21 protein-coding genes are annotated in these 18,891 nt (G+C 64.1%); 13 read left to right on the plus strand and 8 right to left on the minus strand.

Features of this window, described 5'->3' with window-relative positions:
* Window positions 1-70: 70 nt before the first annotated feature.
* Window positions 71-817 (plus strand): hypothetical protein, encoded by a 747-nt coding sequence (locus tag VQ044_RS17595; RefSeq protein ID WP_327648515.1) that lies wholly within the window; start codon window positions 71-73, stop codon window positions 815-817.
* 340 nt (window positions 818-1,157) lie between these two features.
* Here VQ044_RS17595 and VQ044_RS17600 read toward each other — a convergent pair whose 3' ends face one another.
* Together VQ044_RS17600 and VQ044_RS17605 are read right to left on the minus strand one after the other, a co-directional pair.
* Complete coding sequence (locus tag VQ044_RS17600; RefSeq protein WP_327648517.1) at window positions 1,158-1,379, minus strand: SlyX family protein; 222 nt, start codon at window positions 1,377-1,379, stop codon at window positions 1,158-1,160.
* The gene (locus VQ044_RS17605; RefSeq protein WP_442872944.1) at window positions 1,376-1,837 is read right to left on the minus strand and encodes an acyl-CoA thioesterase; all 462 of its coding nucleotides are present in this window, start codon (window positions 1,835-1,837) and stop codon (window positions 1,376-1,378) included. The genes VQ044_RS17600 and VQ044_RS17605 overlap by 4 nt, the downstream gene beginning before the upstream one ends.
* Before the next feature lie 146 nt (window positions 1,838-1,983).
* On the opposite strand from VQ044_RS17605, the gene VQ044_RS17610 reads away from it, so the two are divergent.
* From VQ044_RS17610 to deoA, 8 genes are read left to right on the plus strand one after another with little or no spacing between them, the layout of a single operon-like run.
* Window positions 1,984-3,516, plus strand: a complete 1,533-nt coding sequence (locus VQ044_RS17610) for an ABC transporter ATP-binding protein (RefSeq protein ID WP_327648519.1) — start codon at window positions 1,984-1,986, stop codon at window positions 3,514-3,516.
* Entirely contained in the window at window positions 3,513-3,962 is a 450-nt protein-coding gene (locus tag VQ044_RS17615) for a VOC family protein (protein ID WP_327648520.1), read from the plus strand. The genes VQ044_RS17610 and VQ044_RS17615 overlap by 4 nt, the downstream gene beginning before the upstream one ends.
* Entirely contained in the window at window positions 3,959-5,101 is a 1,143-nt protein-coding gene (locus VQ044_RS17620; RefSeq protein WP_327648521.1) for an ABC transporter permease, read from the plus strand. Before VQ044_RS17615 ends, VQ044_RS17620 begins: the two co-directional genes overlap by 4 nt.
* The gene (locus tag VQ044_RS17625) at window positions 5,101-6,069 is read left to right on the plus strand and encodes an ABC transporter permease (RefSeq protein ID WP_327648555.1); all 969 of its coding nucleotides are present in this window, start codon (window positions 5,101-5,103) and stop codon (window positions 6,067-6,069) included. The genes VQ044_RS17620 and VQ044_RS17625 overlap by 1 nt, the downstream gene beginning before the upstream one ends.
* A 3-nt stretch (window positions 6,070-6,072) precedes the next feature.
* Window positions 6,073-6,468: a cytidine deaminase gene (locus VQ044_RS17630; RefSeq protein ID WP_327625672.1), complete on the plus strand. Its 396-nt coding sequence runs from the start codon at window positions 6,073-6,075 to the stop codon at window positions 6,466-6,468.
* A complete protein-coding gene (locus tag VQ044_RS17635; protein ID WP_442872945.1) occupies window positions 6,465-7,271 on the plus strand; it encodes a purine-nucleoside phosphorylase in 807 nt (268 codons plus the stop codon). The genes VQ044_RS17630 and VQ044_RS17635 overlap by 4 nt, the downstream gene beginning before the upstream one ends.
* A complete protein-coding gene (deoC, locus tag VQ044_RS17640) occupies window positions 7,264-8,025 on the plus strand; it encodes a deoxyribose-phosphate aldolase (RefSeq protein ID WP_327648522.1) in 762 nt (253 codons plus the stop codon). The genes VQ044_RS17635 and deoC overlap by 8 nt, the downstream gene beginning before the upstream one ends.
* A complete protein-coding gene (gene deoA, locus VQ044_RS17645) occupies window positions 8,025-9,341 on the plus strand; it encodes a thymidine phosphorylase (protein ID WP_327648524.1) in 1,317 nt (438 codons plus the stop codon). Before deoC ends, deoA begins: the two co-directional genes overlap by 1 nt.
* A 298-nt stretch (window positions 9,342-9,639) precedes the next feature.
* On the opposite strand, the gene VQ044_RS17650 is transcribed toward deoA, so the two are convergent.
* From VQ044_RS17650 to VQ044_RS17675, 6 genes are all read right to left on the minus strand, one after another.
* The gene (locus VQ044_RS17650) at window positions 9,640-10,749 is read right to left on the minus strand and encodes a tellurite resistance/C4-dicarboxylate transporter family protein (RefSeq protein ID WP_327648526.1); all 1,110 of its coding nucleotides are present in this window, start codon (window positions 10,747-10,749) and stop codon (window positions 9,640-9,642) included.
* A gap of 165 nt (window positions 10,750-10,914) precedes the next feature.
* Complete coding sequence (locus tag VQ044_RS17655; protein ID WP_327648528.1) at window positions 10,915-11,445, minus strand: retropepsin-like aspartic protease family protein; 531 nt, start codon at window positions 11,443-11,445, stop codon at window positions 10,915-10,917.
* Window positions 11,446-11,585: 140 nt separating this feature from the next.
* Window positions 11,586-12,215, minus strand: coding sequence for a uracil phosphoribosyltransferase (gene upp / locus VQ044_RS17660; RefSeq protein WP_327648530.1), 630 nt, complete (start codon window positions 12,213-12,215; stop codon window positions 11,586-11,588).
* 36 nt (window positions 12,216-12,251) lie between these two features.
* On the minus strand, window positions 12,252-13,247 hold the full coding sequence (locus VQ044_RS17665; RefSeq protein WP_327648559.1) for an adenosine deaminase: 996 nt from the start codon (window positions 13,245-13,247) through the stop codon (window positions 12,252-12,254).
* A gap of 53 nt (window positions 13,248-13,300) precedes the next feature.
* A complete protein-coding gene (locus VQ044_RS17670; RefSeq protein ID WP_327648531.1) occupies window positions 13,301-14,494 on the minus strand; it encodes a phosphopentomutase in 1,194 nt (397 codons plus the stop codon).
* A gap of 303 nt (window positions 14,495-14,797) precedes the next feature.
* On the minus strand, window positions 14,798-15,262 hold the full coding sequence (locus VQ044_RS17675; protein ID WP_327648532.1) for a pilus assembly protein N-terminal domain-containing protein: 465 nt from the start codon (window positions 15,260-15,262) through the stop codon (window positions 14,798-14,800).
* Window positions 15,263-15,496: 234 nt separating this feature from the next.
* Between VQ044_RS17675 and VQ044_RS17680 the strand changes: the two genes are divergently transcribed.
* The 4 genes from VQ044_RS17680 to VQ044_RS17695 all read left to right on the plus strand — a co-directional run bounded on the left by VQ044_RS17680 (window position 15,497) and on the right by VQ044_RS17695 (window position 18,887).
* A complete protein-coding gene (locus VQ044_RS17680) occupies window positions 15,497-15,667 on the plus strand; it encodes a Flp family type IVb pilin (protein WP_327648533.1) in 171 nt (56 codons plus the stop codon).
* Between the two features lie 152 nt (window positions 15,668-15,819).
* Window positions 15,820-16,341 carry an A24 family peptidase gene (locus VQ044_RS17685; RefSeq protein WP_327648535.1) on the plus strand — a complete coding sequence of 174 codons (522 nt, stop codon included), beginning with the start codon at window positions 15,820-15,822 and terminating at the stop codon, window positions 16,339-16,341.
* A 123-nt stretch (window positions 16,342-16,464) separates the two neighbouring features.
* Entirely contained in the window at window positions 16,465-17,286 is an 822-nt protein-coding gene (gene cpaB, locus VQ044_RS17690) for a Flp pilus assembly protein CpaB (protein WP_327625660.1), read from the plus strand.
* Window positions 17,283-18,887 (plus strand): type II and III secretion system protein family protein, encoded by a 1,605-nt coding sequence (locus VQ044_RS17695; protein ID WP_442872946.1) that lies wholly within the window; start codon window positions 17,283-17,285, stop codon window positions 18,885-18,887. The genes cpaB and VQ044_RS17695 overlap by 4 nt, the downstream gene beginning before the upstream one ends.
* Window positions 18,888-18,891: the final 4 nt, after the last annotated feature.

The raw sequence follows: 18,891 nt of genomic DNA on the forward strand, positions 1-18,891 counted from the left end.
ATCACCGGAACCCCCTCGAAATTCCTCGCAGCTTCTTTGAACGCATCACTGCCGCCGCGTGCTACCCGGCGTGAATGGCCAAAGTCGAGCTCAGGTCGGCGAGCGTCGCGAAGAAGAATCCGCCCAGCGCGAGATAGAAGATTTGGCCGCCCAACAAGGGATGAATGCGGCGACACAGGCGATGAACGACGCTACGCAGCGGATGGCCGATTACGCGTGGTGGTCAACACTTTTGGTAGGGATAGGCACTGTTCTCCTCGTTGCCACTTTGCTTTTGACGCTTGCCGCAAACAGGGCTGCTGTGCGAGCTGCAGACGCCGCCTTCAAAGCAAATGATCTCATGAAGGTCATCGCTCAACACCAACTGCGAGCTTATTTGGCACCGGATAACATGAGCCATGCGCGTCGTGTCGACGGAAGACACGTTGACTATATTCTCAAGTTGAAAAATTTTGGTCAAACACCGGCCAAACAAGTCACACTGAAAGTAAGGACTGGCCTCAGCGCTGGGGATGATGAGGACGTGGACTGGGGTGAATTCGTGGAGCGCCCATCCGTTGATCTTCCGCCATCTCAGTTCCTTGGTGTCGAAATTGAAGTTTGGGGGATAAATGAAACCAACATTTCCGAAAAAGTACGTTGCATCATGGAACGGCGTTCGAAACTCCATGCCCACGCCATCTTCTCTTATATCGATATCTACGGCATAAAAAGAGCCGCTGGTTTTTACGCGAGCACGTGGGGCGATACATTCCGCCACGGCGGGATTGGTATCGACGTTTACGAAACCGAGAAAGAGGATGGCCAGAGGTCGTAGCCTGTAGGCCGAAGCTTAGCCCCAATGCATTACCTGCCTTCGGGCTTTGTGCGTTTTTTGCCAGATAAGCTCGCGAAAAGACGTTCGTCCCCCGTAGAAGAGGGGGGCGCCGGCCTTCGAGCTTCGTCATCCCGGCCTTGAGCCGGGACCCATGCCGCGACGTTTTCCCCGCCTGTCCGGCGACGGATTGGCGGCTTCAGCGGCTTGGAATGGGTCCCGGCTCAAGGCCGGGATGACGACCGTGTTGGACGTTGTGGACAATCGCCGAGGCCCGATGATTGGGATGGTCCCGTGGCGCGCGAGCGCAGGGGCGCGAACCGCTGAAAAGCTATTGGAACCCTCAGTAATGCGGCGGTTTGGTGCTTTCGGGGCCGGGCGTCGCGACCTCTTCGAGGGCGTCGAAGCGATGGCCGAGGGATTTGAGCGAGCGCTGCATCCGCTCGATCGTCTCGAAGGCGCGGCGCAGCTCCTCCGACAATTCCTCGATCGTCTGCGCCTGATGCGCCACCATGATCTCCAGATCCTGGACGCGCTCGCTGATCTCTGCCTGTTTCTCGCTCATGCCGCGATCTCCGCAAGTTTGGCCCGCAACCGGCCCGCGATCGGCGACGGCCGCCGCGTCGCCCGGTCGACATAGACATGGACGAAGAAGCCCTCGGCCGACGCAATCTTAGCCTCGCCGCGAAACAGGCCGACCTCGTACCGCACCGACGACTGTCCCAGTCTCGCAACCCGAATGCCCGCCGTTACCGGGTCCGGAAAGGCGAGTTCGCCATGATAGCGGCAGCCGGTCTCCACGACGAGGCCGATTTGCGTCCCGGCATGGATGTCGAGGAGGCCGTTTTCGATCAGCCAGCCATTCACCGCCGTATCGAACAGGGAATAATGGACGACATTGTTCATGTGGCCATAGACGTCGTTGTCGGCCCAGCGCGTCGTCAGCGGCATGAAAGCGCGGTAGGCGCCGCGCTCGCCGGGCTCGGGGCGCCTTGCCGCCTTGATGTCGGTCGAAGCGGTCATGTCTCTCCTCGGGTCATTAGTCGACGGTCGCCTTGCGCGGTTTCTTTGCTCTTCCATACCCGGCATTGTTTTATCCGAAAACCGGTTCCCACTTTTCAAAGCGATGCTATAGGCTCCCGCGATCAGCGTCAGTCCAGAGTGAGCGTATGCCCGATCCGGCGATCGAACTGATCGACATCGACAAGAGCTTCGGCATCGTCCGGGCGAACAAGCGCATCAACCTCACTGTCGCGCGCGGCACGATCCACGGCATCATCGGCGAGAACGGCGCCGGCAAGTCGACGCTGATGTCGATCCTCTACGGCTTCTACCAGGCCGATTCCGGCGAAATCCGCGTCGGCGGGAAGACGGTCGAGATCGCCGACCCGAACGCGGCGATCGCCGCCGGTATCGGCATGGTCCACCAGCATTTCATGCTGGTCGAGAATTTCACCGTCGTCGAAAACGTCATGCTCGGCGCCGAACAGTCGCCGTTGCTGGCCGCCGGCATCGCCAAGGTGCGGGCCGAACTGAAGCGTCTGGAAGCCGACCATTCGCTCGACGTCGACCCGGACGCGATCGTCGAGGAACTGCCCGTCGGCCGACAGCAGCGGGTGGAGATCCTCAAGGCGCTCTATCGCGGCGCCGACATCCTGATCCTCGACGAGCCGACCGGCGTGTTGACGCCGGCCGAAGCCGATCACCTCTTTACTGTGCTGAAACAGCTGCGCGACGCGGGCAAGACGATCATCCTGATCACCCACAAGCTGCGTGAGATCATGGCGATCACCGATGCGGTATCGGTGATGCGGCAGGGCGAAATGGTGGCGACGAAGACGACGGCCGAGACCTCGGTCGAGGAACTCGCCGAGCTGATGGTCGGCCGGCGCGTGTTGTTGACCGTCGACAAGGGCGACGCGGCGCCGAAGGACGTGAAGCTCAAGGTCGACGGGCTGACCGTGCGCGACCGGCGCGGCGTCGTCATGGTCGACAACGTCTCCTTCACGGTGCGCGCGGGGGAGATCGTCGGCATTGCCGGGGTGGCCGGCAACGGCCAGTCCGAACTGCTGGAGGCGCTGGCCGGCATCCGCAAGGCCGAAGCCGGGCGCATCGAGATGCTCGGCCGGACCATCGATCCGACCGTCGAGGCCGACCCCGCCGCGATACGGGAGATCGGCTGCGCCCATGTGCCGGAGGACCGCCACAATACCGGGCTGGTGCTGGCCTTCGAGGAGAACGAGAACACCATTCTCGGTTATCAGCGCGATCCGGCCTTCCAAAAGGGCTGGCTGCTCGATCTCAATGCAATGCGCCGGGACGCGGCGAAGAAGATCGCCGCCTACGACATCCGCCCGCCGGACTGCCGGTTGAAGACTGCGAGCTTTTCCGGCGGCAACCAGCAAAAGATCGTGCTGGCGCGGGAGATGGAGCGCGATCCCGACCTGCTGTTGATCGGCCAGCCGACGCGCGGCGTCGATGTCGGGGCGATCGAGTTCATCCATCGGCGCATCATCGAGATGCGCGATGCCGGCAAGGCGATCCTGCTGGTTTCGGTCGAGCTCGACGAGATCCGGGCGCTGTCGGACCGCGTGCTGGTGATGTTTTCCGGCCGCATCGTCGGCGAACGCAGCCCGGACGCGGACGAGGGCGATTTTGGCTACCTGATGGCCGGTATCGAACAGCGGGAGGCGGCAGAGTGAACGACGCGCGCATTTGTCTGGTCACGTTCGGCGTCGAGGACGTCGCCCGCGCCGTCGCCTTCTACGAGGCGCTTGGCTGGGTGAAGGCGCCGCAGAGCGTGGAATCGACCGCCTTCATGGTCGGCGAGGCGATCGTCCTGGCGCTCTGGCAGCGGAGCGAGATGATCGCCGATGGCGGCGAGGGTGAGTTGCCGGGCGGTTCCGGTTCCGCCGGGCTGGCAGTGAACTTTGCCTCCGAGGAAGCGGTCGTCGAGGCCTATGACAGGGCGGTCGCGGCGGGAGCGCGCGCGGTCAAGCCGCCGGCGAAAACCTTCTGGGGCGGCTTCTCCGGAAATTTCCGCGACCCGGACGGCCATCTGTGGGAGCTCGCTTATAACCCGTTCTTCAAGCTGGACGCGCGGGGCCATCTCGACCTTCTGAACAGCGGAGACCAGCAACCGCGATGAGCCGCCCCTACGCCAAACTGCCCGGCTGGATCGACTACGGGCTGATTCCGCTGGTCAATCTGATCGTCGCCTTCGCGGTGGCCGGCCTCGTCGTGCTGATCGTCGGCGAAAGCCCGGTCGAGGCGGCGGCGCTGATGATCCGAGGCGCCTTCGGCTATGGCGAGGGGATCGGCTTCACGCTCTATTATGCGACCAGCTTCATCTTCACCGGCCTTGCCGTGGCGGTCGCCTTCCATGCCGGGCTGTTCAATATCGGCGGCGAGGGGCAGGCCTATCTGGGCGGGCTCGGCGTCGCCACGGTGGCGCTGACGCTCGGCGGCACGCTGCCCTGGTGGCTGAATTTGCCGCTGGCCGTCTGTCTTTCCTTCGCCTTCGGCGCGGCCTGGGCGTTCATTCCCGCCTGGCTGCAGGCGCGGCGCGGCAGCCACATCGTCATCACCACGATCATGTTCAACTTCATCGCCGCCGCGCTGATGGTCTATCTGCTCGTCAACGTGCTGAAGCCGGCCGGGACGATGGCGCCGGAAACCCGGACCTTCGAGGCCGGCGCGCAATTGCCCAAGCTGCGCGGCCTGTTCGACCTGTTCGGCGTGTCGCTCGGCGGCGCGCCGCTCAACGTTTCGCTGTTCGTCGCGCTTCTCGCCGCCTTCCTGGTCTGGGTGCTGATCTGGCGCACGCGGCTCGGCTACGAAATCCGCACCCTCGGCTTTTCGCCGCGCGCGGCGCGCTACGCCGGCATGTCGGAGACCCGGCTGATCGTCGTCGCCATGGCGATTTCCGGCGGCCTCGCCGGGCTGATGGCGCTCAACCCGGTGATGGGCGACCAGTATCGGCTGCTGATCGATTTTCCGGGCGGTGCTGGCTTCGTCGGCATTGCCGTCGCGCTGATGGGCCGGGGCCATCCGGTCGGGATCGTGCTCGCGGCGCTCTTGTTCGGCGTGCTCTATCAGGGCGGGGCGGAACTCTCTTTCGACATGCCGACGATCTCGCGCGACATGATCGTCATCATCCAGGGCCTCGTCATCCTGTTCGCGGGCGCGCTGGAGAACATGTTCCGGCCGGGCGTCGGCGCTGCCTATCAGTGGATCCGCTTCCGCACGAGCGAGCCGGCCGGCGCCGACGTGGAGGAGGCGCGATGATGGATTTCGGCGCCTGGATCAACGTCATCGATTCCACCATCCGCCTGTCGACGCCGCTGCTGTTCGCCGCGCTTGCCGGGCTTTACTCGGAGCGCTCCGGCATTTTCGACATCAGCCTGGAAGGCAAGATGCTGATCGCCGCCTTCGCCTCGGCCTCGGCCGCCGCGGTGTGGGGGTCGGCGTTTGTCGGGCTCCTCGTCGGCATTCTCGCGGCGGTCGGCTTCTCGCTCGTCCACGGCCTCGCCTCGATCACCTATCGCGGCAACCAGATCGTCTCCGGCGTCGCCATCAACTTCATCGCCGCCGGGCTGACCATCATTCTCGGCCAGAGCTGGTTCGGCCAGGGCGGGCGCACGCCGAGCCTGTTCGGCGGCGGCCGGTTCGAGGCGATCGACCTGCCGGGCGCGGCGGCGCTGCGGGACGTGCCGGTCGTCGGGCGGATCTACGCCGACATTCTCTCCGGGCACACGCTGCTGGTCTATGTCGCCTTCGCGATGGTGCCAATCACCTGGTGGGTGATGTTCCGCACGCGCTTCGGCCTGCGGCTGCGCGCCGTCGGCGAGAACCCGGCGGCGGTCGACACCGCCGGCATCTCGGTCGCCTGGCTGCGCTACCGCGCGGTGATCATCTGCGGCATCCTCACCGGCCTTGCCGGCAGCTATCTGGCGGTGGCGCAGGCGGCGGGCTTTACCCGCGACATGACCGCCGGCAAGGGCTACATCGCGCTTGCCGCGCTGATCTTCGCCAATTGGAAGCCGGTGCCGGTGATGTTCGCCTGCCTGTTGTTCGGCTTCCTCGACGCGATCTCGATCCGCATCCAGGGGGTGGAACTGCCAATCATCGGCGAGATCTCGGCCCAATTCGTGTCGGCGCTGCCCTATATCCTCACCGTGGTGCTGCTCGCCGGCTTCGTCGGCAAGGCGACCCCGCCCAAGGCCGGCGGCGTGCCTTATGTGAAGGAACGATAGACGATGGCGGACGATCTCTTCGCCCTGGCGAAGTCCGCCATGCGGCGCGCCCATGCCCCCTATTCCCGGTTTCCGGTCGGAGCGGCGCTCAGGACGACCGACGGGCGCATTTTCGCCGGCTGCAATGTCGAGATCGTCAGCTTCCCCGAAGGCTGGTGCGCCGAGACCACCGCCATCGGCCATCTGGTGATGGATGGCGGCGGACGCATCGCCGAGATCGCCGTCGTTGCCGAAAAGCTGCCGCTGTGCAGTCCCTGCGGCGGCTGCCGGCAGCGCATCGCCGAATTCGCCTCGCCCGAGACGAAGGTGCATCTCTGCGACATCGACAGCGGCGTCCAGGAAACGGTGACCATGGCGGAACTCTTGCCGCGCGCCTTCGCGACGGAAAGCCTGTCGTGACGCCGGCCGCCGCATTCCTGCGCGAGCGGCTCGGGTCGCGGCGCCCGGTCGCGGCGATGGTGCTCGGCTCTGGTCTTGGCGCGCTGGTCGACGCGGTCGAGGACGCCGTGCGTATCGCCTTCGCCGACATTCCCGGATTTCCGGTCAGCGGCGTCACCGGTCACGCCGGGGAGGTGGTCGCGGGACGACTCGGCGGCCGCGAGGTCCTGATCCTCTCGGGCCGGGTGCATTACTACGAGACCGGCGACGCGGCGGTGATGCGGCCGGTGATCGCGGCGGTGCGCGATCTCGGGGTCAAGACGCTTTTCCTCACCAATTCCGCCGGATCGGTGCGCGAGGATATCCCGCCCGGCTCGGTGATGATCATCGAGGACCACATCGGCTTTTCCGGCCGCAATCCGCTGATCGGTGAGACGTCCGATGCCCGCTTCGTCGGCATGACCAGCGCTTACGATGCCGAATTGCGGCGCCGGCTCGCCGCCGCGGCGAAGGCCACCGGCGAAACGCTGTTCGGCGGCGTCTATATGTGGTTTTCCGGTCCGTCCTTCGAAACGCCGGCGGAAATCCGCATGGCCCGCATTCTCGGCGCCGACGCCGTCGGCATGTCGACCGTGCCCGAGACGATCCTCGCCCGGTTTTTCGGCCTCAAGGTGCTGGCCGCCTCGGTCGTGACCAATTACGGTGCGGGGATGACCGGCGCCGAACTCTCCCACGCGGAGACCAAGGAGATGGCGCCCAAGGGCGGCGCGCGGCTTGCCCGCATCGTCCGCGAAATGCTTGAAAGCGGAGGCTTCGATGGATGAGGCTGCGCGGCGCCGACGGGCGTCGGATCTGATCGCCTGTCTCGATCTGACCAATCTCGACGAGGGTTGCACGGAGGCCGATGTCGCGGCGCTTTGCCAGCGGGCCGCGACGCCCGCCGGGCCGACGGCGGCGATCTGCATCTGGCCGCGTTTCATCGCCTTCGCCAGGACCCGCCTCGACCCCCGCATCAAGATCGCAACGGTGGTGAATTTCCCGCACGGTGGCGACGACATCGCGGCGACGGTGAGGGAGACCGAACAGGCCGTGGCGGACGGGGCCGACGAGATCGACATGGTCATCGCCTATCGCCGGCTCCCGGCCGATCCAGCCTTCGTCGAGGAACAGGTGCGGGCTGTGAAAGCCGCCTGCGGCGCCGCGCGGCTGAAGACGATCCTGGAAACCGGCGAACTCAAGGCGGCCGAGACGATCTGGCAGGCCGCCCATGCGGCGCTGAAGGGTGGCGCGGATTTCCTGAAGACCTCGACCGGCAAGGTCGCTGAGAACGCGACGCCGGCTTCGGCGCGGCTGCTGCTCGAGGCGATCGCGGAGGCCGGCAGTCATGTCGGCTTCAAGCCGGCGGGCGGCATCAAGAGTTTCGAGGACGCCGAGGCCTATCACGACCTTGCCGAGGCGATCTGCGGCGCCGGCTACGCGACGCCCGCGCGCTTCCGGATCGGCGCCTCCAGCGTTCTCGGCGACCTTCTGGCCGTCGCGGCGGGCGCGGCGCGGGCGGGCGCCAAGGCCGGCTATTGATGCGGCTGCCGCAGGAGGTCATCCGGTCCAAGCGCGACGGCGAAACGCTCGACGCGGCCGACATCAAGGTGTTCATCGATGGCTTTGCCGGCGAGCGTGTCACCGAGGGCCAGGTCGCGGCCTTCGCCATGGCGGTGTTCTTTCGCGGCATGTCCGGGCCGGAGACCGTGGCGCTGACCGAGGCGATGCTCCACTCGGGCGATGTCCTCGATTGGGCCGGCCTCGACCGACCGGTGGTCGACAAGCATTCGACCGGCGGTGTCGGCGACAACGTCTCGCTGATGCTGGCGCCGATCGTCGCAAGCTGCGGGGCCGCCGTGCCGATGATCTCGGGGCGCGGGCTCGGCCACACCGGCGGCACGCTCGACAAGATGGAGGCGATCCCCGGCTATAGCGTCACGCCCGACAACGCCACCTTCCGCCGGACCGTGCGCGACATTGGCTGCGCCATCATCGGGCAGACCGGGCGACTGGCGCCGGCGGACGGGCGCTTCTATGCGATCCGCGACGTGACGGCGACGGTGGAATCGATCCCGCTGATCACCGCATCGATCCTGTCGAAGAAGCTGGCCGAGGGGCTCGACGGCCTCGTGCTCGACGTGAAATCGGGGGCCGGCGCCTTCATGACCTCGCATGAGGATGCGCGGGCGCTGGCCGCGAGCCTCGTCGCGGTCGCCAACGGCGCCGGCCTTCGCACGACCGCCTTGCTGACGCGCATGGACGAGCCGCTGGCGTCGGCCGCCGGCAATGCCGTCGAGGTCCGCAATGCCGTCCGCTTCCTGACCGGTGCGCAGCGCGATGCCGCGCTCGAAGAGGTGACGCTGGCGCTGGCGGCCGAAATGCTGCTCTCGGCCCGCCTCGCGCCGGATCTTGCCGACGGGCGGAGAAAGGCGGAAGCCGCGCTGAGCGACGGGCGGGCGGCCGAGACTTTTGCCAAAATGGTCGCGGCGCTGGGCGGTCCCGCTGATTTCGTCGAGCGGATGGAGGACTATCTGCCGGCGGCGCCGGTTGTCCGTGACGTCCTGTCGGAAGAGGACGGTTTTATCGCGACGGTCGACGCGCGCCGGCTCGGCCTTGCCGTGGTCGAACTCGGCGGCGGGCGGACCCGGCCGCAGGATGCCGTCGACCACGCTGTCGGCTTGAGCGATCTGGCGCCGATCGGCCGCCGGCTGATGCGCGGCGAGCCGCTCGCCCGCGTGCATGCGCGCGACGAGATGACTGCGAAGAGGGTGGAGGCGGCGCTCCGCGAGGCCTATGGGCTGTCCGACGAAGCGGTCGAATGGGATGCCTCGGCTGTCCTGGACCGCTTCGGCTGAGTCGGGCAACCGGTTCCGGGCGGGACATGTCCGCAAAAAATGTTGGTCTGCCTTGAGCCCATTTCTACGATCTGATGGGTGGTCGCTACTGGATTACAGCTACTGCAATTTCAAGTTCTGATGGCCCGTTGCGGTCGCGCACAATATGCTTGAAGCTGTCATGAGCTTGGAAATCAGGAAAAATATTCCTGCCTGCGAAACCGGGAGGAGATATGCGTCACCCCTGTGCGGCGAATACCAACGGGAAACGGGAAATTTCGCCCTGGATGATGGAAAAGCAGGCAGAAAAACCAGCTGGTTATGACGTTTCCGCTCCGCGGTAGAGCGTCAAAAGATAGGCACAAAAAGTCACGAGCCAGGCAGCCATCGCTATCCAGGAAAATGCGGTGGGCAGGAACGTGAGAAAATGAAAATCCATTGCGCGCCCCATCTGGTGCGTACTGACCGCGTACATTCCGAGTGGGAACACCGCCCCCCAATAAAGCGGGTCGTATTTCAGCGGGAAGCGTTTGTAGATGTGTCGCCAAACGCCGAGAATTATCAACATCGGGATCCACCAGGTTCCGGTTGCCCAGTAAAAAACCGTGAACCCCTTCATGAATGGTACGATGGAGTTCAAAAATGGGGCATCTTCTGAGTTGATAATCAGCAACGAACCGGCGAGTGTCGAAATCGCCATTGCTCCCATGTTGATCCAATAAGGTGGTGAAAGATCGCTAGGAGAAAATCGAAAAAATGTATAGCGATAGAAGATCAATGACATCATCCATATGTAAAGCATGCCACCCCATAGCCACATTGAAAGCGCCAAGAAATTCAAATCAAGCCGATATGGTTGTTCGATCTGCACTGCCAGCAAAGATGCTAGCACCGCAATCGATTGCGTCGCCACAACAGCGAGCAACCAAGCACCACTGATACCTCGATCAAGTGGAGGCTTGTCCTCCTTGATGGTGAATGCAGTAAAAATTGTGTAGGTTAGACCGAGCCAAAGAACCAGAGCGACAAACCAGAGTGTGAAGCCAGCGACCGTGTTCTGTGCGAGAATTACGAACTCGCTACCCAGAATGCTTGATGCCGCGGCCATGGTGAAAAAACCCGGCCCGCGCAAATGATCAGTCATATCCGTAAAAAAACGTTTGTGGTGGTGAATTATACGCAGAACTGTCAGCCACCACAAGACAATATAGGCGATAATCGCGATCAGAAAAAGTCCCCACGCCACTACAGGCAGATCGATCTGATTTGCGGCGAGCGAAACTATGCCTGTTGCCATTACCATCCCGAAATAGGCTGGTGAAAGTGTGGTTAAATCTGGATGCCACAATCTATTCAACAACGATGTCGGTTGCGGTGTTTCCAGCTTGCCCGGCATGACAACCCCCACAAATGACCATTGTTTGCTCAATCACGTCCGGTTTCTTATTAATTCAACAAGATCCGTGGAAAGATATTTCTGGTCAGCCTCGAGATGCGAGGCATGTCGCATTTCGGGCGCACAGTAATTCAAGCATGCTCACTTTGTCCGCACAGCGGACCAATATGGTTTGCGGGCATGACCCCGACGAGCGGACTACTGGCTGAGCGTCAATCGGCCGTCCTCGATCTCGAATTTCGACAGGCGGCTCAAAAAACTCATGCCGAGCAGGGTGACCGGCAGGGTGCCATCCTGGGTGACCAGCGCCTCGACGTCGCGCAACTCGATCGGTCCCAGTTGGAGACGGGCGATGCTGGCGAGCGCCGCCCTGGTCTCGCCATTGGCGGTCTGCACCCTGTGGCGATAGTCGGCCATGCCGGGGACGATGCCGAGCTGGCGCGCGGTGGTCTGGTCGAGTGCGACGTAGGTCGCGCCGGTGTCGACGAGCACCGGGACGGGCCTGCCGTTCATCCGCGCGTCGGCGCGGAAATGGCCGCTCGGGTCGGCGCGCAGCAGCGCCAAGCGGCCGGACGGCGGTGCCTCCACCGCGGCGTCGATCACCGCGGGCGGGGCGTCGATCGTCTCGACCTGTCCGGTGAGCATGCGGGAGCGGTACTCCTCGAAGGCCGAGGGAGCCGCCAGCGCGACCATCGAGGACAGGACGAGGAGGAAGACGAATTTCTGCATCGGCCGATCCGAGCCGTTTCGGGAAACCGGATCAGCTTAGCGCCCCGTCGTTAACATCCGCGAAAGGGCTGGGTGGCCTGCCCGCGGATTTCGTCGGCGCGGTTGCGAAAGCGTTAACGCCTCGTTGAGCCCAGGGTTCGCTACTTGGTGCCGTACATCCGGTCGCCGGCGTCGCCGAGGCCGGGCACGATATAGCCCTTGTCGTTGAGATGGCTGTCGATCGCCGCGGTAAACACCGGAATATCCGGATGCGCGGCGCAAAACCGCGCGACGCCCTCGGGCGCGGCGAGAAGGCAGAGAAAGCGAATGTTGCGGGCGCCGCGCTCTTTCAGCTTGTCCATCGCCGCGATGGCGGAATTGGCGGTCGCCAGCATCGGATCGACGACAATGACCAGCCGGTCGGCCAGATCGTCCGGTGCCTTGAAGTAATATTCGACCGGCTGCAGCGTCTCATGGTCGCGATAAAGGCCGATATGGGCGACCCGCGCGGCCGGCACGAGGTCCAGCATGCCTTCCAGGAGGCCGTTGCCGGCCCGCAGGATCGAGGCGAAGACCAGCTTCTTGCCTTCCAGCACCGGCGCGTCCATCGCCTCCATCGGCGTTTCGATGCGGATGGTGGTCAGGTCGAGATTGCGCGTCACCTCGTAGCAGAGAAGCGTCGAGATCTCGCGGAGCAGCCGGCGAAAGCTCGCCGTCGACGTCTCCTTCTTGCGCATGATGGTGAGTTTGTGTTGGACCAGCGGGTGGTCGATGACGGTGACGCCGTCCATGGGGCCTCGCTTTCTGCCTGCGGATTGGCCGAAGCTCTAATGCCTTGACGGCGGCGCGCCAAGCGAAATGGCCTCAAGCATCGGCCTGTCGAGAAGCCGCGCCCGAGTCTTTGCATCGACGAAGGCGGCCTCGATGGCGTTGCGGGTCAAGGCCAGCAGCCCGGCCCGGCCGATCCCGGCATCTTCGGCAAAGCGGTATTCGGCGGCAAGATCGGTGGCGAAGAACGGCGGATCGTCGGAGTTCAGCGTTACCCTCACGCCCGCCTCGACCAGGCGGCGAAGCGGGTGCGCGGCGGCGTCGGGAAAGATGCCGAGCGCCAGATTCGAGCCGGGGCAGACTTCGAGCACGATGCCGTCCGCGGCGATCCGCCTGACGAGATCGTCGTCCTCGATGGCGCGGACGCCGTGGCCAATCCGTTGCGGTTTCAGCGCCGCGATGGTCTCGCGCACGCTGTCGGCACCGCACAATTCACCGGCATGGGCGGTCAGGCCGAGACCGGCATCGCGGGCGATGTCGAAGGCCTTGGCGAAGTCGCGCGGCGCGAAACTGCGTTCGTCGCCGGCTAGACCGAAGCCGGTCAGAAGCGGCTCCGACACGGCGCCGGCGACGGCAAAGCGCGCCGCGGCCTCGACCCGCTCGGCGCCCATATGCCGAACTCCGACGACGATCATCCGGGCTTCGATGCCGGTGGCATGGCGGGCGCGGCGGACGCCTTCGGCGAGGCCCGCGAGATACGCTTGCGGCGCGGTTCCTCCGGCCTCGGCATGATCGGGCGAAATGAAGAACTCGGCATGGATCGCCCCGGCGCCCGCGAGCCGCGTCAGATGATCCTCGGCGAGCCGGGCGAAGTCGTCCTCGCTCTGAAACACCGTCGCGGCGCGGTCGTAAGCGGCGAGGAAGCTGGTGAAGTCGTGCCAGACATAGGCGCCGTCGCGGATGATGCCGCCAAGGGCGATGCCGTGCCGTTGCGCCAATTCGAGGACCAGCGCGGGATCGGCCGTGCCCTCGATATGGCAGTGCAATTCCGCCATGGGCACTGTGCCGCCCCGGCCGGCGTGGGCGACCGCCGGGGCGTTGTCGTTGCTCAAAGGAAGCTGGTTCCGTAGCGGCCGGCCGGCAGGCCGAGATGGGCGGCGATGCTTTCGCCGATATCGGCGAAGGTCTCGCGATGGCCGATGCTGCCCGGGGCGATATCGGGGCCGAACACCAGCACGGGCACGTTCTCGCGGGTGTGGTCGGAGCCGCGCCATGTCGGATCGCAGCCATGGTCGGCGGTGGCGATGGCGATGTCACCGGGGCGAAGGCGGGCTTCGAGCTCGGGCAGGCGGGCGTCGAAGGCCTCCAGCGCGGCGGCATAGCCGGCGACGTCGCGGCGGTGGCCGTAGAGCATGTCGAAATCGACGAAATTGGCGAAGATCAAATCGCCGTCCGCCGCGTCGTCGAGGGCGCCGAGCATGGCATCGAACAGCGCATCATTGCCGTCGCCCTTGCGCACTTCGGAAATGCCCTGATGGGCGAAGATGTCGCCGATCTTACCGATCGCGATCACCCGCCGGCCGGTGTCGACGGCGCGGTCAAGCAGCGTCGGCTCCGGCGGCGGCACGGAATAGTCGCGCCGGTTGGCGGTGCGGCGGAAGCTGTCCGAGGTTTCGCCGACGAAGGGCCGGGCGATGACCCGGCCGATATTCAAGGGATCGACGTGCCGGCGCGCGTTGGCGCAGAGGTCGTAGAGGCGGTCGAGGCCGAAATGGGTTTCGTGCGCGGCGATCTGCAAAACGCTGTCGGTCGAGGTGTAGAAGATCGGCTTGCCGGTGCGGATGCTGTCTTCGCCAAGTTCCCCGATGATCTCCGTGCCCGATGCATGGCATTGGCCGAGAACGCCGGGGATATCGCTATCATCGGCGATCTGCTGGATGAGGGACGCCGGGAAGGCGGGAATCTCCTGCGGGAAATAGCCCCAGTCGAAGAGCACCGGAACCCCGGCGATCTCCCAATGTCCGGAAGGCGTGTCCTTGCCGTGTGAAACTTCCCCTGCGGAGCCCCAAAGGCCGATGCATGCCTCGCTCGATGATTGACCGGCGGCGCGGTAGAGGCCGAGCCGGCGAAGGTTGGGAAGGGCGAGGGGGCCGCTTCGCAGGCCGTCCTGATCGGCTTCGCCGCGCTTCGCCGCCGCGAGGATATGGCCGAACGTGTCAGCCCCTGCGTCGCCGAAGCTTGCCGCATCGCGCGCGCCGCCGATGCCGAAGGAATCGAGAACCATGAGAATCGCGCGCGCCAAAGGCCTGTCTCCGCTGCGGTGGATGTCCGTGAATCCTTCCGTGGCGAAGATAGTTCGTCGGGCTCGATTGGATAGGGGCGCCGAGGCGCCCCGAAAATTCCATCAGGAGACTGGTCTTGGGTCTTTGTCGATCCGCTGCCTAGTGATCCGCTTTCGACATTTGCATCCCGCTTGGAGCACCCTGGCAAGCAAATGTCGAAATCAAAGGACCACTAGCAAATTTATGACTCTCGTGGATTTTTCAAATTTGACATTCGATTACGAGCCCGCCGCACATGGGTATCAAATGTTAAATTCAATCCACTAGCGCGCGGCGGCTTCGTTCGCCATCGCCTGACGAATGACGTATTGCTCGTTTGCCTGCTGGAAGCTTCCCGGATCGTCACCGATGGTCACGGTCGGCTCGCATTTCGGCGCGCAGGCGTAGGTGATCCGGCTCGCCTGACGATAGACGCGGACCGTGTTGTTCTCGAAGGTCTGCACCGCGACCTGTTCATCGAGGATCATCTCGCCGGCCTGGTCGAGAATGACGAGATTGGTAATGCCGTAACTGCGCCCGGTCAGGACAAGGCGTTCCGAGCTCAGCACCTCGACATCGACGATCGCCGGGTTGCCGACGATGACCGTGGCGGCGGGACGGTCGATCTCGATGATCCTGGCATGGTCGACAGCGACGCCGAGGATCGCACCGTGATCCTTGGCCTGCGCTCCGACGGAGAGAAGGCCCAGGATCATGGCAGGCAACACGAGGCGGAGAAGGCGATTCATGAGACGTGTCCCGGTTACTCGGATTACCATCAGCGTGATCTATACGGCAATGCGGTAAACGGAGGATTAATTAGCCATCGTAAGCATTTTTTAAGTATTAGTTAGGGAAGTGAATGTAATAAAAAATCAACCAAAAACCTTAAGCCGATTGCAACATCGTAGGGGTAACGTCCCCCTATCCGATCGACGAAAACAGTCGGCGGGTTTGCTGCCAATCGGATTTAAGGAGTTCCCATGTCCAAGCATTTCATGCGCTTCATCAACGATGAGTCCGGCGCCACCGCGATCGAATACGGCCTCATCGCCGCTCTGATCGGTACCGCCATCATCGCCGCCGTCACCACGGTCGGCACCAATCTGACGAGCACCTTCACGACCATCGGCACGAACATCGCGCCGAAGTAAGTGCAATGCGCTACCTGAATGCGAGACGGGGACGTCCGGTCCCCGTCTCCATTTAAGGGAGCGACCCGGGCCTTCGCAGGTTGATAACCTCCTGGTTCCCGTGGTCGCGGGTCTCCGCAAGCGGCGATGCCAACGCAAGATTGGGGTTAGGAATGCTGACAGTCGCCATTCTGACCTTGTTCCCCTTCGCAATGATTTACGCCGCCAGTTCCGATCTCGTCTCGATGACGATCGCGAACCGCGTTTCGGCGGCGCTCGTTCTGGGATTCTTGGCGATCGCGCTGCTGCTGGGCATGCCATTCGGCCAAATTGCGCTGCATCTCGGTGTCGGGCTGCTTTGCCTTGCGGTCACCTTCGGATTGTTCGCGGCAGGCTGGATCGGCGGCGGCGACGCAAAGCTCATGGCCGTGACGGCCATGTGGTTCGGCCCGTCGGCCGATCTCATCGAGTATCTCCTTCTGGGTTCGATTTTCGGCGGGTTCCTGACCCTGGGACTGCTGCTGTCCCGGGTGGTCTTCGCTCCGGTCACCGGCATCGACTTCATCGACCGCCTGCTTGAGCAGGATACAGGTATTCCCTACGGCATCGCCCTCGGCGCCGCCGGCCTGACGGTCTATTCCGACAGCGTCTGGATGGACATCGCGCTCGGCGGATGGGCAGGCAGTCCGTTCTGACCGAGCCGCAGACGCCGGCCCAAGCCGCGCTGTCAGAGTTCGTTAACCATACATTGAGGGTTTGTCGGCGATAACCGATGCGAACAGCCGCGAATGTGCGGCCCAGTTGGCGGGAGTTGTCCGATGAATCTTGCACGCATCGCGGTCGTGGCGGTCGCCCTTGTCGCCGCTGCAGGTGCCGGCTTCGTCGCTCTCAATCTCGCTCAGCCGGCGCCGGCCGAGCCGGTGATCATTACGGCCGCTCCGGCCGAACCTCCGATCAAGCTTGCGGACGTGCTCGTCACCACGACGGAGGTCGCGATGGGTGGGTCGATCAATGCCGTCCTCGGCTGGCAGAAGTGGCCGGAGGAAGGCATCGGGCCGACGCTGATCGTGCGAACCGATCGCCCGGACGCGATCGAGGAGCTCGAGGGCTCGATCGCCCGACAGTCCTTTTTCGCCGGCGAACCGGTGCGCGAATCCAAGCTGATCCGCGCCGATCGCGGCTTCATGTCGGCGATTCTGCCTGCGGGCAAACGCGCCGTCGCCATCCAGATCGCGGCGGATACGTCGGCCGGCGGCTTCGTCCTCCCCAACGACCATGTCGACATCATCATGACTCGCCGGACAGCCAGTTCGGACGGTCGTGCCGAGAAAGTCACGACCGAAACGGTGCTGCGCAACCTCCGCGTTCTCGCAATCGATCAGACGATCGAGGAGAAGGACGGGGAGAAAGTCGTCGTCGGATCGACGGCGACGCTCGAGGTCGATCCGGATCAGGCCGAAGCGCTGACCGCCGCCCAGCAGATCGCCGACCGGCTGGTGCTGTCGCTGCGCTCCCTCGCCGATTCGGTGCCCGGCTCACCCGGCTACGCCGCCTTCCTGCTGGCCCAGGAGAACTCCCAGCGCGGCAAGATCAAGGTCGTGCGCTACGGCCAGTCCACCGACATCACAACGTCCAAATGACAGGCAGGTCGATGAGCTCTTCCAACCGATCCGACATCTTGCTTGCCCTGCTCCGCCGGGCCGTCGTGGGACTTGCCGGCGTCTCGACCGCATTGACGCCCGTCTTCGCGCCGCTCCCCGCGTCGGCCGAACCCACCGTCGTCAACGTCCGGCAGGCGAGCCAGACAATCAATCTCGGTCTCAACAAGACCAAGGTCATCGTGCTGGCGGCCGACGCCCACGATATCCTCGTCGCCAATCCGGCGGTGGCCGACGCGGTGACAAGGGATGCGCGCCGCATCTACATCTTCGGCAAGCAGATCGGCCAGACGAACATCGTCGTCTTCGATCGCCAGAATCGCCAGATCGCCTCGATCGACCTGAAAATCGAGCGAGATATCAGCGGACTGGAGGCGTCGATCCGCAAATATGTGCCGTCCTCCGACGTCACGATCGAAATGCTGAACGACAATGTCGTCCTCACCGGTATGGTCCAGACGCCCCAGGACGCGGCCAAGGTGGAACGGCTGGCGCGCATCTTCGTCACCGGCGGCGAGGGTACGACGGGCCAGTATATCCAGTCGGCAACCGCGACCGGCGGCGCCGGTGGCGGCAACAGCGACGTCGCCTTCGCCCAGGAGGACCGGCGCCAGAGCCAGATCGTCAATCTATTGCAGATCCAGGGTCAGGATCAGGTGACGCTGAAGGTGACGGTCGCCGAGGTGCAGCGCTCGGTCGTCAAGCAGCTCGGATTCAGCGGCAGCGCGTCGGACGGCATTTCCTATGCCAACATCGACAATCCTTTCGGCCTGGGTAAGGCGATCAGCAACACGTTAGCGAAAACCGCCGGCAGCATCGGCGGGTTCGACATCACCAGTCAGATCAACGCCATGGAACAGGCCGGTGTGATGCGCACGCTGGCCGAACCCAGCCTGACCGCGATTTCCGGCGAAAAGGCGAGCTTCAAGGTCGGTGGCGAGTTCAATATCCCCCAAGGCAAGTCGGAGAAGGCGGAAAAGCGGACGCCGATCCTCAACGCGGCGGGCAATATCGTCGGGTACGACACCGAGGCGGCCTCGGTCGAATACAACACCGAGAAGATCGATTACGGCATCGGCCTCGACTTCACCCCGGTGGTGCTCTCCGCCGGTCGCATCAGCCTGAAGATCCGCACCAGCGTGTCGGAGCCGACCTTCGAGAGCCCGTTCAGCTTTCCAGGCGGGGTCGCGCCGGGGGTGACGCCGCCCGGCATCCGCAAGCGCCTCGCCGACACCACGGTCGAGCTTCCCTCGGGCGGCTCGCTGGTCATCGCCGGCCTCGTCCGCGACGAAGTGCGCCAGGTCATTTCGGGAACGCCGGGCCTTTCCAAGATCCCCATCCTCGGCAGCTTGTTCCGCAGCCGTGACTTCCAGCGCTACGAGACCGAACTCGTCATCATCGTGACGCCTTATCTGGTGCGGCCGGTGGCGCGACAGGCGCTGGCGCGGCCCGACGATGGCCTCGGCTTTTCCAGCGACGGGGCCGGCAACTTCCTTGGTCGGATCAATCGCGTCTACGGCCATATGGAAACCAAGCTGCCCCCCGGCCGGTATCACGGCGTCGTCGGCTTTATCTACAAATGACCGG

Source organism: Aurantimonas sp. C2-5-R2, from assembly GCF_036549495.1.
Lineage (GTDB): Bacteria > Pseudomonadota > Alphaproteobacteria > Rhizobiales > Rhizobiaceae > Aurantimonas > Aurantimonas coralicida_A.